This is a genomic window from Telluria beijingensis, assembly GCF_030770395.1.
Lineage (GTDB): Bacteria > Pseudomonadota > Gammaproteobacteria > Burkholderiales > Burkholderiaceae_D > Telluria > Telluria beijingensis.
In genome coordinates, this window is sequence record NZ_CP132480.1 from 2045204 (window position 1) to 2058482 (window position 13279).

Genomic DNA, 13279 nt, shown 5'->3' on the forward strand with positions numbered 1-13279 from the left:
CGCGCCCTGCAGGGCGGCGTCAAGCCGGTGTCAGGATTGCGTGAAGTCGGCAGGAAAGACGATCGTGAAGCGGCTGCCGCCGCCCTGGCGGTTCTCGTAGACCAGTGCGGCTCCGAGATATTCGCAGATGCGCTTGACGAGCGACAGGCCCAGCCCGGTGCCGGCCGAACCGCTCGAGGGAATCGCCAGCGCGCCTTCGCTCTCGCCCAGCGTCAGGCGCACCGCCTCCGGCAAGCCGCGCCCCGTGTCTTCGACCGTGACCCTGCCGGGTTCGATCACCACGGTCACCTCGCCCTGCTCCGTGTATTGACAGGCATTGCGCACCAGGTTGGCCAGCGCCGACGCGCACAATTCGGCCGGCGCGCGCACGCTTACCTGCGCGCTGCCGACGCAGCGCAGGATCACCGGCTTGCCCGCCACCAGCGACTGATAGCGCTCGGTCTCGCGGCGCGCGATCTCGCTCACCGACACCGGCGCGAACGACCCCAGTTGCGGCGCGCGCGCCAGCAGCAGCAGGACGGTCACGCATTCGGTCGCTTCCTGCGCAGCGCGGTAGATGCGCTGGGCCGGCGCCCGCACCGCGGGGCTGTCGGCGTTCTCGACCAGGATCTCGGCGGCGCCCATGATGACCGTGAGCGGCGTGCGCAGTTCGTGGCTGACGTCGCCCGTGAAGAAGCGCTCGCGGTCGAGGAACTGGCGCAACTCCGTGGTATGCGCATCCAGCGCCCGCGCCAGGATGCCCAGTTCGTCGCCACGCCGGGTATGCGGCGAGAACGAAGCGCCATGGCCGACGGCATCCGCCAGTTCGCGGATCGGCGTGACGATGCGCCGGCCGACGAAACGGCCCAGGAACAGCGCCAGGATCACGAAACCGCCGAACAGCGCGGCGAACATCGAATACACGAGCAGTTCGATCTGCTCGTAGTCGCTCTCATGGTCGACCACGACATACGGACCCTGCTCGTCGGCGCCGGACAATACGTGCAGGCCGATGCCGTCGACTTCGGCCTCGGACACGCCGGCCGGCAGCCCGCGCAGCGAGCCCGGTATCTGTTCGCCGCGATGGAAGCGCAGCCCGGCCGGCAGGTCGGCCGTCAGTCCGGCCGCGGCCCGGGGGCGCGCCCACTTCTCGACCTCGGCCAACCGTTCGTCGACAAGGTGCACCTCGATACCCTCGACCACCAGCGCCGCCAGCACGGCGAAGAACAGCGACAGCACCACGCCGAACAGGATGAAGGCGCCGACGATCGGCCGGCTCAGCGAATCAGCCTTGCGCATCGGGCAGCGCCAGGCGGTAGCCCACGCCGGGGATGGTATGGACCAGGGGCGTGTCGAACGGCTTGTCGACCGCCTGGCGCAGCGCATGGATGTGCGTGCGCAAGGCGTCGCTCTCGGGACGGTCTTCGCCCCAGACCGCCTGCTCCAGCGCTTCGCGCGGCACGATGCGCGGCGCCGCCGCCATCAGGCAGCGCAGCAGTATGTAGCCAGTCCTGGTGAGGGACACCCTGGCGCCGTCGCGCGACGCTTCCTGCTGGTCCGGATCGAACACCAGCCCGCCGAAGCGCAGGACGCGGCTGATGGCATGCTGCCCCCCCGCCCGCCGCGCCAGCGCCTTCAGGCGCACGTCGAGTTCGACCAGCGAGAACGGCTTGACCAGGTAGTCGTCGGCGCCGCTGTCGAAACCCGCCACCTTGTCGAGCAGGCTGTCGCGCGCGGTCAGCATCAGCACCGGCGCGGGGCTGTGCAGTTCGGCGCGCAGCTTCTGGCACAGTTCCAGGCCACTCAGGCCCGGCAGCATGACGTCGAGGACGATCACGTCATAGGTGTTTTCGGATGCCAGCGCAAGGCCGCCATAGCCGTTGCGGGCCGAATCGACGGTATAGCCCTTGGGCTCCAGAAAGCCGTACAGGTTGGCCAGGATGTCGGGATTGTCTTCGACGATGAGGATGCGCATGCGTTCATTGTAAGGTGAAATGGCGCGCGCCCCGGCACGGCCAGGGCGCAGCGGATCGTTCCCGGACCGGGCGGTCTAGCGCGGCCGGTAGCGTTGTTCGCGATAGAGCAGCGACGGCAGCATGACGTGCGCCATCGCCCGCTCGACATGGCTTCGGCTCGGAGCGCCGCTGCCGGGATCGAACACGCCGCTGGCGGCGTCGTAGCGCGCCGCCAGCGGCGACTGGCCGGGCCGCAGCACGGTGGCGTCCGCGCCTTCCAGGTAGGCGAAATAATCGTTGAACTGGATGAGCGCGCGGCCCGGCGTGGTGGCATCCTTCGCGAAGTCGCGCCCGATCATCGGGTGCGTGCTCGACACGCCCAGCAGCGACAGCAAGGTGGGGCCCAGGTCGACCTGGCTGGCAATCGTCGCGATGCGCTTCGGTGCGATGTCGGCGCCCAGGATCAGGCCGGGGATGTGGAATTTCTTGATCGGGACCAGGCTGTCGCCGTAGACGCGGTTGTCGTGGTCGGCCACGATCAGGAACACGGTGTCCTTCCAGTAGGGCTGGCGCTTCGCTTCGCGGATGAATTTTCCGAGTGCGTAGTCGGCATACTTGACCGCATTGTTGACGGTCTGCTTGTCCGGGTCGTGGAGATCGATCTTCCCGTCCGGGAATTCGAATGGCTCGTGGTTCGACGAGGTGAAGATCAGGCTGAAGAAAGGTTTGTCCTGTGCATGCAAGGTCTTCAGGCGTTCGAGCGATTTGTCGAACAGGTCTTCGTCCGAGGCGCCCCAGCTGCCCACGAAGGCCGGCTTCATGTCGCCGATGTCGACGATATTTTGAAAGCCATTGCCGGTGAAGAAGCTGCGCATATTGTCGAAGTGCGCCTCGCCGCCATACACGAATTCGGTGTGGTAGCCCTGGCGGCCCAGGCCGTCCGCCAGCGTGTAGAAATTGTTTTGCGACAGGGACAGTTTGACGGTGCTGCGCGCCGGTGTCGGCGCATAGCCGGCAACCACCGCCTCGATGCCGCGCACCGAGCGGGTGCCGGTGGCGTACAGCTGCTCGAACCACCAGCCCTCGTGCTTGAGTTTTTCGAGTTCCGGCGTCACCGGCAGGCCGCCCAGCGATTCGACGAAGGTGGCGCCCAGGCTTTCCTGCAGCACGATGACCAGGTTCAGCGGCTTGCCGCGCGCGATCGCCGCCTGCTGGTAGTGCAGGGTCGGCAGTTCCGGATTCGGGAAGCGGTAGTCGCGCAGCCATGGCGCCGCCTTCACCTCGGCGAATACCTGTGCGCGCGGGAAATCGCCATAGATCTCGGACGACTTCGCCTCATTGCCCATCGCGCGGATCGCATCGAGCACCGACCAGGCCGAGTTGATGACGAGGGAATTGACCATCGCATCGCTGCTCAGGGCGAACATGGCGGGATTGGCCGGACGATGGCCGGTGGTGGAGCGGATCTGCACGAACACCAGCAGCACCAGGATCGGCCAGGCCAGCAGCAGCTTGCGGCTCGGCCACATCGTCATGCCGGCAGCGGACGCCTTCAGCAGGCGTACCAGCGCGACGCCGAGGAGGACGGTCAGCGCGCAGCCCAGCAGCAGCGCGGTGCGAAAGCCGTTCCACAAGGTCGCGAACACTTCTTGCGGATACCCCAGGTATTCGATGAACAGGCGGTTGGGCCGCGCGTCGTATTGCATGATGAATTGGGGAGAAGCGACTTCCATGAACAGGATGAACACCAGCGCGAAGCCCACCCAGGCCGTGCTGGCCGTGCGCCACAGGCGGGCGCTGCGGGCATGCGCCAGCAGGGGCGCCAGCAGCAGCGGGATGGCGATGAAGTAGCCGAGCAGGATCAGGTCGGCGCGCACGCCCTGCAGCAGGATGTCGGGAACGATGCCGGTCGCTGCAACGCGCGGCCATTGCCAGGCGATGAGGGCGATGCGGAAAGCCGACAGCAGGACGAGGCCGATGAACAAGAGCTGGACCAGGGGTGCGTAGGGACCGGCCCAGCGCGTCAGCTGCGCAAGACGGGAGGCGGAAGCAGGAAAAGGGACATCGGGCCGGGCCTCGTTCGACGCACGGCTAATGCTTTTGGGCAGGTGAAGTTTCTCGATGTTCATGCTAAGCATGCTAGGTCGCATGCCGTCATCGAGATGTTAGTGAGGCGTTAAGAAAGCGTTAAATCATGGGACGAAAACAGCCCGGCCAGCATATGCCGACCGGGCAATACAGGAAACGCGCCTTGCGGCGCGCAGCCTTGTGTAACGATCAGTCGCGGTAGTCGCGATAGTTGCGGTACTCGTGACGGTCGCTCGAGCCACCCAGCAGCTTGGCCAGGATGAAGCCGACGCCCACCGCGGCCAGCAGTGCGCTGCCCGGGTTGTTCTTGACGTATTCCTTGCCCTGGGCCGACAGGTCGGAGCATTTCTCGCTCAGCTGGGCCGAACCGCCGCCCAGCTTTTCTTGTGCCGAGCTCAGCATGCCGGAGACCTTGTCGACGCCGGCATGGGCGCGCGAGGCCAGGTTGTCGACCATCGGCTGGGCCGCTTGCGCTGCCTTGTCGATGCCTGCGTGCACCTTGTCTGGCGAGATCGACGAGATCGCTGCCTTGATGCCGCCGACCGTCGATTGATCGCCGTTCGAAGCATCCGACGACGACGACGATGGGGTCGACGATGCCGACTGGCTCGACGACGAGGCGCCCAGGCCGTTATTGCCCAGCGAGCCGCTGCTGCCCGCTGCCGAGCTCATGTTCGAGGACGACGACTGCGACGATGGCGACGACTGCGACGATTGCGACGATGGCGACTGCGAACCGATCGACGAACCGGTGCTGCCCAGGTTGCCGCTCGACGAAGCGCTTTGCAGGCTCGACGACGACGGCGACGAGCTGGTGCTGCTCAGGTTCGACGACGCGCTCTGCTGGCTGCCCGACGATGCGGTAGTGCCCTTGTTCAGGCTGGAATCCTGGCTCTTGCCGATGTTCGAACCGGCCTTGTTGGCGTCGATGCCTTTACCTTCGTTAGACTTTTGATTATCCATGATGTATCCCTCATAAAATGTGTGACCAACGCGGAGTAGACCGATATTCGACTATCACCACATTCTTCCTTGAATCAGTCCGATACATGACGCGGGAACGAAAGCTGCCTGCGGTATATCAATGACAGCTTCGATTCATGCCCACGAGCGCAGTATCGAACTAACTGCGTCGCGATACAAAAAATACAATAGACCCGCATGACGAGACCGTGCGCTGACTAACAGAGCCGTTCCATCCGCTGCAAAAGCTGCTTTTTATCAATTGGCAGGGATGAAAAGGCACGTTGCGAGTACCATACGGGGTTTCGCCGAACCGGGTCGCCCAGCAGAACATCACATGGCAGTAGAGAAAGTTTCAGGCAATCGCCTGCCGCCGCGCCAGGCGCTGCCGGCAGCCCAGGACGCGGCGCTAAAGAAACAGGCCGATGCAGAGAAGGCCGCCCGGATACGCGGCGTAGCCTCGATCGCGGCGATGCGCGACGCCATCCGCCAGGCCTCCGCACGGTTGCCCCCGTTCACCAGCGTGCCGCGCCTGGCCCGGCTGGATGCGGCAGGCTTCCGGGCGCGGGCGGCGGCCGGCATGCCCTTCCTGGTCGAGGGCATCGCCAGGCGCTGGCCCCTGGTCGACCTGGCGCCGCACGACTTGCGCGCGCGCTTCGGCCACCTGCCGGTGCGCGCCCGCGTGGGCGACTACGTGCATACGGCGTTCGCGCCGGACCGCGCGATGCAGGACATGCTGCTGCGCGACTACCTCGACCTGGCGCCGCCGGATGCCGCGTCCGATTTGCCGCCCTATGTCGGCAACCTCGCCCTGCGCGAACTGAACCGGCTGTGCCACTGGCCGACTTGGTTCGAGAAGATGGGCCCGCCCCGCTTCTGGATCGGCCCGGCGCGCACGGTGACGCCGCTGCACTGCGACTACGACGACAACCTGTTCGCCCAGCTGTGGGGCCGCAAGCGCATCTTCCTGGCGCCGCCGCACCACGACGAATTCCTGTATCCGCGCGAAGCCAATCCGCTGCTGTTCGGTTCTCCGGTCGATCCGGAAGCGCCCGACTTCGAACGCTTCCCGCTGGTGCGCCAGGCGGCGCTGGTCGAACTCATCGTTGAGCCGGGCGACATGCTGTACGTGCCGGCCGGCTGGTACCACCAGGTGCGGGCCCTGAGCTTTTCGCTGTCGTCGAATCGCTGGGCGCGCGGCCAGCCGCTGGCGCTGGGGGCTTGAGAACTAGGCTGCGCGCCGCGGTTCCTCGACCGCGGTCGTGGTGGATGCCGCGTCGTCCGGCAACAGGAACGCGGTGCTCGGCCGGCCATCGGCATTGTGCTGCACGATGCGGCTCGGGCGGCCCTGGGCGTCGAGCCAGACCTGGCCGATGCCGGCGCCATTCCACAGGCGCTCGCCGCTGGTGCGCTGGTCCGGCAGGCGCGGGCTCAGGGCCAGGTCACGCCGCTTGGTGAACCAGTTCAGCGGCGAGCGCGGCGAGTACAGCCAGCGATTGAGGCGATCGAGCCAGTCCAGCAGGCGGCGCGGGAACTCGTTCTTGATGCCGCTGCTGGTGATCTGCCACACGTGCTGCGGGCGGTCCGACTCGCGCACTTCGACGTCGTAGACGAAGGAATAATGCACGTCGCCCGACAGCACCACGTAGTTGCCCGGGGTGCGCGAGTGGCGGAAGATATTGAGCATGCTGCTGGCCGCGCCGCGGTGCGCCATCCAGTTCTCGGCGTCGACCGTCAGGGCCTGGCCGGCGAAGGTGGCGATGCGCTGCACCACCTCGATCAGCTTGACGCCGAACATGGGCGCCGGCGAGACGATCACGGCGGCCTTCTCGTCCAGCAGCTCGTGCTGCAGTTCGGTCAGCGATTCCCAGTCCATCAGGCCCGACGGGTGACCCGGCGTGCGCCGGTTGCGCCAGCGCCGGGTGCGGGTATCGAGCACGATGATGGCGGGCTGGGTGCGCAGCACATAGTCCCATTGGCGAAACGCCAGCAGGCGCTGGATCAGCGCGTCCTGGGCGGCCGGGTCGAGCCGCTGCCTGGCATCCGGCGTGGCGCCCAGGTGCGCCACCGCATCGAGCGCTTCGCCGAACACGTCGGGCCGGTTGCCCCAGCCCTGGCACAGCAGGTAGGCCACCAGCGCATTGCCGATGATGCGGCGCGAGAACGGGTGCTCGTAGGCCGTGGTTTCCCACTTGGCCGACAGGTTCCAGTCATCGGTGATGTCGTGGTCGTCGAAGATCATCAGGGTCTGCACGTGCGCCAGCAGGCGCGCGGCCTGCGGCAACTCGTCGCGGAAGCCCTGCAGCGCCGCATTCTCGCGCTGCCAGCGCTCCACATGCTTCGGCTTCAATGGCGGCATGGCCGGCTCGCCGACGATCCGCCACGGCGCCGGCGACCAGGCCAGCAGGTACATCGCCATCACCTCGGCCAGCGTCACCAGGTGGTTGTGGGCGTTGGCGGTGGTGAAGATCGGCTTTTCGGAACCGCCGAAGAAGCGGTCGCGCAAGTCGTCGTTCGACTTGAAGGCGGGCAGCAGGTCTTCGCGCCGGTAGTAGCCGGCCGGATGGGCGTACAACGCCTCGCTGTCCTCGACCACGGCGCCTTCCAGGCACTCGCCGTACAGGCCCAGGCGCTCGATCAGCGCATGGATCGCCGCCAGCATGGGGCCGGCCACGTCGTCCACATACACCTGGTCGCCGCACAGCATGAGCATGGCGGGGCGCGCTTCGATGTTCTCGATCTGGCCGGCCAGCAGCGCGTCGGCGCAGGCCAGGCCGTCGCGCGAGCGGTGGTGCGGCTTGCGGCAGGAACCGTAGAGGATGTTGTCCATGCGGCTGCGCAGCACGAAGCTGGGCCGGGTTTGTCCCGCATGCAGCAGGTGCGGCGCCCAATGGGCGATGCCGGCGCCGTCGTCCAGCACTATGTCGTACTCGACCAGCGTCTCCTGCGGCAGCGGCGTGTCCAGCGCGACGTCGATCAGGTGTACATATGCATGGCGGCCGAAGCGTACGCTGCGGCAGCTGCCGCCATCGAGCGCAATCCGGCGCACCGGACCACCGTGCGGCGCCAGCAGCAGCGTCAACGCGAGCGGCGCGCTGCCGACCAGCCATAGCACCAGGCGGCCCGGCTCGAGCCGGCGCAGGATCGGGCCGGCCAGCACCGGCGGGAGGTCAGCGGGAGAGGAAGTCTGGATCAACGCGGCACGGGCTCGGGAGGGAAAGATCGGCCGAGTGTAGCAGATGGCGCCCGCTCATCCGCGCGCGATCACGAGCAGGCCCACGACGATGAAGCCGCAGCCGGCCAGCTTGGCTGGCGTGAGCGCCTCCTGCAAGAACAGCCACCCGAGCAGCAGCGCGATCACCACGCTGCCCTTGTCGATCAGGGCGACGGTGGATACCTGCCCTTCCTTGATCGCCTTGTAATAGCAGATCCACGACAGCGCGGTGGCCACCGCCGATCCTGCCAGCCAGGCGATATTGGTCGGGGTGAGCGCCTGCAGTTCGCGCGCCGGCACCACGGCGGCCGCGAACAGCAGCACGAACACGAACACGAAGCAGGTGCGCACCGCCATCCCGAGGTCGCCCGAGATACCGGTGAGGCCCGGCTTGGCAATGACGGCCGTCACGCCCGCGAACAGCATCGACAGGAAGGCGTAGACCACCCAGCGTTCCATGCGCGCTCCTAGTAATAGACGCAGATGCGCTGGCCGTCGATCTCGTGCACCCGGATGTCGAGCTGGTACAGCTCGCGCAAGACCTCGGGCTGGATCAGTTCGAGCGGCGTACCGTGATAGGCCACCTTACCGCCTTTCATGGCGACGATGCGGTCGGCGTAGCACGACGCAAAATTGATGTCGTGCAGGACCAGGATCACGGTCTTGCCCAGCTCGCGCGAGGTACGGCGCAGCAGCGCCATCATGTCGACCGCATGGCGCATGTCGAGGTTGTTGAGCGGTTCGTCGAGCAGCACGTAATCCGTATCCTGGCACAGCACCATGGCCACAAAAGCGCGCTGGCGCTGGCCGCCAGAGAGCTGGTCGAGATAGCGGTCGGCCAGCTCCAGCAGGCCGAGGTAGCCGAGCGCGCGCTCGACGTGGGCCGCATCCTCGACCGTCGTGCGGCCCTGGGTGTGGGGATAACGGCCGAAGGCGACCAGGTCGCGCACCGTCAGGCGCATCGGCAGGTGGTTGTCCTGGCGCAGGATGGCCAGGCGTTTGGCCAATTCCCTGGTGTCGCCGTTCACCACGTCGATGCCGTCCACCAGCACCCGGCCCGAGCTCATCGGCAGCAGGCGGCTGATCATCGACAGCACGGTCGACTTGCCGGCGCCGTTGGGACCGATGATGGCGGTAACGCCGCCGGCCGGCAGGGTGAGCGTCACGTCGTCGACGACGATCGTGTCGGCATACCGTTTGCTGATATTGGAGATCTCGATCATGACTCAGGTTTTCTTACGGGTGATCAGGAACAGGAACAGCAGGCCGCCAATGAATTCGATGACGACGCTGACGGTGGCGTTCAGTGCAAGCACGCGCTCGAGCAGCACCTGGCCGCCGACCAGGAACACCACGCCCCACAGCACGGCCATCGGCAGCAGGTATCGGTGCTTGCCCGAGCCGGCCGTCACATAGGCCAGGTTGCTGACCAACAGGCCGAAGAAGGTGACCGGGCCGACCAGCGCGGTCGACACCGACACCATCACCGCGATCAGCGCCAGGGTGAGCATCACCGTGCGCCGGTAGTCGATGCCGAGGTTGACCGCGATCTCGCGGCCCAGGGTCAGGGCGTCGTACTGGCGGCGCAGGCGCCAGGCGAGCAGCGAGGCCAGGCCGATCGCGATCGCCGCCACCCACAGCAGGCCGGTCTGGATCGCATTGAAAGACGCGAACATGCGGTCCTGCAGCACCATGAATTCGTTGGGATCGATCAGGCGCATCACGAAGCTCGACAGGCTGCGAAACAGCAGCCCGAACACGATCCCGGCCAGCAGCATCAGGTGCAGGCTGTGCGCCGCGCCATTGAACAGCGCGCGGAACAGCAGGCAGGCGAAGCCCGTCATCAGCACAACCTCGATCGCAAAGCGCAGGTTGGGGTTTCCCGTCTCGGTGAGCGGATCGATGCCGAGGCTGAAGATGATCACCGCCTGGATCAACAGGTACAGGGCGTCGAAGCCCATGATCGACGGCGTCAGGATGCGGTTGTGGGTGATGGTCTGGAACAGCACCGACGACACCGCGATCGCATACGCCACCAGCAGCATCGCCGCCAGCTTGGCGCCGCGGAACGGCAGCACGAAGTCCCAGTTGCCGCCGGCGCCGATCAGCATGAAGGCGGCGACGACCCATAGCGCCAGGGTCGCGAGCAGGGCGAGCCTGGTGTTGGGGGATACTTCAAGCCTCACGTGAACGACCTCGCAACAACAGGAACAGGAACAGCGCGCCGCCGATGATGCCGACCACGGTGCCGATCGGGATCTCGTACGGGTACACGACGAGGCGGCCAATGATGTCGCAGGCCAGCACGAACAGGCCGCCGAGCAGCGCGACCCAGGGCACCGAGCGGCGCATATTGTCGCCAAACAGGATGCTGACCACGTTCGGCACGATCAGGCCCAAAAAGGGAATGCTGCCGGCCGTGACCACCACCACCGCCGATATCGCCGACACGATCAGCAGGCCGTAGAAGGTGAGCCTCTTGTAGTTCAATCCGAGGTTGGTGGTGAATTGCTGGCCCATGCCGGCCACGGTGAAGCGGTCTGCCGCGACCCAGGCCGCGAAGGCCAGCACCGCGCCGAGCCACAGCAGCTCGTAACGGCCGCGCAGCACGCCGGAAAAGTCGCCGACGGTCCAGGCATGCAGGGTTTGCAGCATGTCGTAGCGGAAGGCGAAGAAGGTCGTCACCGCCTGGATCACGCCGCCCAGGATCAGGCCGACCAGCGGCACCAGGTAGGGCGAGCGCAGCGGGATGCGGCGCAGCAGACCCAGGAACAGGAAGGTGCCGGCCATCGCGAAGGCGGCCGCCACCAGCATCTTGCCGAACACCGGCGTGTCGGGCGCCAGCAGCGCCAGCGCCAGCACGCCCAGCGTGGCCGCCTCGATGGTGCCGGCGGTGGACGGTTCGACGAAGCGGTTACGCACCAGCATCTGCATGATCAGCCCGGCGACGGCAAGCGACATCCCGGCCAGCAGCAGGGCCAGGGTGCGCGGCAGGCGGCTGACGACCAGCAGCTGCCAGTCGGTCGAGCCGGCGCCCGCCAGCAGGCCGGCGAAGCTGAAATCGCCGGCGCCGATGGCCACGCTCAATGCGACCAGCGCCGCCGTCAGCAATAAGGGCAGCGCCAGCCAGGCGTGCGAGATGGTACGAGGGGCGCGCCCGCTTGCTGCCATCGGGTTCAGCGTCCCGCGGTGTTCAGGGCGCGCGCCAGTTGGTCGGCGTTTTCCTGCAGCGCGGTGATGCCGGCGCCGCCCAGGGTGTACCAGTTGAAGCCATCGAGGTAGACCACGCGCTTGTTCTTCCAGGCGTTCGACTGGCGCACCAGTTCATTGTCCAGGAATTTGGCGGCGGCCGTGCCTTCGCGGCCGATGGCGGCGTCGCGATCGATCACGAACAGCCAGTCGGGATTGGTCTTCTGGATGAACTCGAAGGAAATCGCCTGGCCGTGGTTCGAGGTGTCGAGCTTGGCCACCGCCGGCTTGATGCCGAAGGTATCGTGCAGGACGCCGAAGCGCGAACCGGGACCGTAGGCGCTCATCTTGCCGCCGGTGGTCAGGACGATCAGGCCGGTGCCGGCGCTCGCGGCTTGGGTTTTCAGGGCGGCGATCGAGCTATCGAGCTTGTCGGTCAGTTCCTTGGCGCGCGCCTGCTTGCCGAACAGGCCCGCCAGCGTATTGACGTTAGCCTTGGCGCTGGCGACCAGGTTGGTGCGGTCGACGGTCATGTCGATGGTCGGGGCGATCTTGGCCAGTTGCGCGTACTTGGCCTGCGAACGGCCGCCGACGATGATCAGGTCGGGCTTGGCGCCGTGGATTTTTTCGTAGTCCGGCTCGAACAGGGTACCCATCTTCGGGGCGCTGTTATAGCGCGCCAGGTGGCGCGGCAGCGGGCGCGCGGTGGTGCTCATGGTCGGCACGCCGGCAACGTTCACATCCAGCGCCGACAGGTTGTCGAGGGTGGTGGCGTCGAGCACGATGACTTTCTTCGGGCTGGCCGGGACGGCGGTGGTGCCGCTGGCATGCTTGATCTGCACGGTGTTCTGGGCTTGCGCCGGCAGCGCGCCGAGGGCCAGGGCGGCACCGACCGCCAGCGCTGCGCGGCGGGTCTGGAAGAAGTTCTTGATGGTCATGTCGGGGTTCCTGTCTTTCGGGGTTCAACGAAATCGATGGCAGTGGACGCGCTGAACGGCGCCGGGAACGCGTGTCGCACAGGCCACGTTCTTCCTCTGCCGTTCAAAATCCGATACTTCTGCGGCGATCACCTATTGCCAGAGGATGCGCCGCGAATGATAATCATTATCATATGTAATTAACCGTCAGAAAGTTTGTCAAGTTGTGGCAAACATTTGCAATCAAGCAATGAACCAGCCTTCCTGCATTCTCGTGGTCGACGACCACGCCGACATCCGCGATCCGCTCGCCGCCTTCTTGCGCCGCCACGATCTCGAGGTATTGACGGCCGCCGATGCGGCCAGCGCGCGCACCCTGCTGCGCCAGCACCGGATCGACCTGGTGGTGCTCGACATCATGCTGCCCGGCGAGGACGGCCTGTCGCTGTGCCGCCACCTTGCCGAGACCAGCAGCACGCCGGTGATCCTCCTGACCGCGATGGCCGGCCAGGACGAGCGCGTGGCCGGGCTCGAGATCGGCGCCGACGACTACGTGACCAAGCCCTTCGATCCGCGCGAGCTGGTGGCGCGCATCAAAGGCATGCTGCGGCGCCTGGGCCGCGCCGCGGCCGGCCGGCCCGAGCGCTGCTACGCCTTCGGCGACTGGACCCTGGACATGAACAAGCGCGAGCTGCGCGATGCGGGCGGCGAGCCGGTGGCGCTGAGCAGCTCCGAATTCCGCCTGCTCGGCGTACTGGTCGAACGCGCCGGCAAGGTGCTCAGCCGCGACGAGCTGCTCGACCTGACGCGCGATGGCGAGGTGCAGAACTTCGACCGCAGCATCGACAGCCAGGTCAGCCGCCTGCGCAAGAAGCTGGAAAGCGATCCGCGCCGGCCACGCCTGCTCAAGACCTCGTGGGGCGACGGCTATGTATTCACGGCCGACGTCAGGCCACTGCCTGCGGCCGGCTAGC

At 66.5% G+C, this 13279-nt stretch carries 12 protein-coding genes; 2 read left to right on the forward strand and 10 right to left on the reverse strand.

Features of this window, described 5'->3' with window-relative positions:
• Positions 1-30: 30 nt before the first annotated feature.
• The 4 genes from Q9246_RS09045 to Q9246_RS09060 form a co-directional block, all read right to left on the reverse strand.
• Complete coding sequence (locus Q9246_RS09045) at positions 31-1278, reverse strand: sensor histidine kinase (protein ID WP_306397129.1); 1248 nt, start codon at positions 1276-1278, stop codon at positions 31-33.
• Positions 1265-1954, reverse strand: coding sequence for a response regulator transcription factor (locus tag Q9246_RS09050; RefSeq protein ID WP_306397131.1), 690 nt, complete (start codon positions 1952-1954; stop codon positions 1265-1267). Before Q9246_RS09050 ends, Q9246_RS09045 begins: the two co-directional genes overlap by 14 nt.
• Positions 1955-2029: 75 nt before the next feature.
• Positions 2030-3919, reverse strand: coding sequence for an LTA synthase family protein (locus tag Q9246_RS09055; protein WP_306397132.1), 1890 nt, complete (start codon positions 3917-3919; stop codon positions 2030-2032).
• 292 nt (positions 3920-4211) lie between these two features.
• Positions 4212-4985: an ElaB/YgaM/YqjD family protein gene (locus Q9246_RS09060; protein ID WP_306397133.1), complete on the reverse strand. Its 774-nt coding sequence runs from the start codon at positions 4983-4985 to the stop codon at positions 4212-4214.
• Between the two features lie 337 nt (positions 4986-5322).
• Here Q9246_RS09060 and Q9246_RS09065 point away from each other — a divergent pair, with 337 nt between their 5' ends.
• Positions 5323-6210 carry a cupin-like domain-containing protein gene (locus Q9246_RS09065; RefSeq protein ID WP_306397134.1) on the forward strand — a complete coding sequence of 296 codons (888 nt, stop codon included), beginning with the start codon at positions 5323-5325 and terminating at the stop codon, positions 6208-6210.
• Between the two features lie 3 nt (positions 6211-6213).
• Here Q9246_RS09065 and Q9246_RS09070 read toward each other — a convergent pair whose 3' ends face one another.
• The 6 genes from Q9246_RS09070 to Q9246_RS09095 all read right to left on the reverse strand — a co-directional run bounded on the left by Q9246_RS09070 (position 6214) and on the right by Q9246_RS09095 (position 12326).
• A complete protein-coding gene (locus tag Q9246_RS09070) occupies positions 6214-8145 on the reverse strand; it encodes a metallophosphoesterase family protein (RefSeq protein ID WP_306398127.1) in 1932 nt (643 codons plus the stop codon).
• Between the two features lie 90 nt (positions 8146-8235).
• Complete coding sequence (locus tag Q9246_RS09075) at positions 8236-8658, reverse strand: EamA family transporter (protein WP_306397136.1); 423 nt, start codon at positions 8656-8658, stop codon at positions 8236-8238.
• A gap of 8 nt (positions 8659-8666) precedes the next feature.
• Positions 8667-9422: an iron ABC transporter ATP-binding protein gene (locus tag Q9246_RS09080; protein ID WP_306397137.1), complete on the reverse strand. Its 756-nt coding sequence runs from the start codon at positions 9420-9422 to the stop codon at positions 8667-8669.
• 3 nt (positions 9423-9425) lie between these two features.
• On the reverse strand, positions 9426-10385 hold the full coding sequence (locus tag Q9246_RS09085) for an iron chelate uptake ABC transporter family permease subunit (RefSeq protein ID WP_306397138.1): 960 nt from the start codon (positions 10383-10385) through the stop codon (positions 9426-9428).
• Positions 10375-11370 (reverse strand): ABC transporter permease, encoded by a 996-nt coding sequence (locus Q9246_RS09090; protein WP_306397140.1) that lies wholly within the window; start codon positions 11368-11370, stop codon positions 10375-10377. The genes Q9246_RS09085 and Q9246_RS09090 overlap by 11 nt, the downstream gene beginning before the upstream one ends.
• A gap of 5 nt (positions 11371-11375) precedes the next feature.
• On the reverse strand, positions 11376-12326 hold the full coding sequence (locus Q9246_RS09095) for a siderophore ABC transporter substrate-binding protein (protein WP_306397142.1): 951 nt from the start codon (positions 12324-12326) through the stop codon (positions 11376-11378).
• A gap of 229 nt (positions 12327-12555) precedes the next feature.
• Between Q9246_RS09095 and Q9246_RS09100 the strand changes: the two genes are divergently transcribed.
• Complete coding sequence (locus tag Q9246_RS09100) at positions 12556-13278, forward strand: response regulator (protein ID WP_306397145.1); 723 nt, start codon at positions 12556-12558, stop codon at positions 13276-13278.
• Position 13279: the final 1 nt, after the last annotated feature.

What these genes read in the sequence shown, in the direction of transcription:
- Q9246_RS09045 (WP_306397129.1), bottom strand. Translation starts at nt 1,278, where the DNA reads ATGCGCAAGGCTGATTCGCTGAGCCGGCCGATCGTCGGCGCCTTCATC.
- Q9246_RS09050 (WP_306397131.1), bottom strand. Translation starts at nt 1,954, where the DNA reads ATGCGCATCCTCATCGTCGAAGACAATCCCGACATCCTGGCCAACCTG.
- Q9246_RS09060 (WP_306397133.1), bottom strand. Translation starts at nt 4,985, where the DNA reads ATGGATAATCAAAAGTCTAACGAAGGTAAAGGCATCGACGCCAACAAG.
- Q9246_RS09065 (WP_306397134.1), top strand. Translation starts at nt 5,323, where the DNA reads ATGGCAGTAGAGAAAGTTTCAGGCAATCGCCTGCCGCCGCGCCAGGCG.
- Q9246_RS09075 (WP_306397136.1), bottom strand. Translation starts at nt 8,658, where the DNA reads ATGGAACGCTGGGTGGTCTACGCCTTCCTGTCGATGCTGTTCGCGGGC.
- Q9246_RS09080 (WP_306397137.1), bottom strand. Translation starts at nt 9,422, where the DNA reads ATGATCGAGATCTCCAATATCAGCAAACGGTATGCCGACACGATCGTC.
- Q9246_RS09090 (WP_306397140.1), bottom strand. Translation starts at nt 11,370, where the DNA reads ATGGCAGCAAGCGGGCGCGCCCCTCGTACCATCTCGCACGCCTGGCTG.
- Q9246_RS09095 (WP_306397142.1), bottom strand. Translation starts at nt 12,326, where the DNA reads ATGACCATCAAGAACTTCTTCCAGACCCGCCGCGCAGCGCTGGCGGTC.
- Q9246_RS09100 (WP_306397145.1), top strand. Translation starts at nt 12,556, where the DNA reads ATGAACCAGCCTTCCTGCATTCTCGTGGTCGACGACCACGCCGACATC.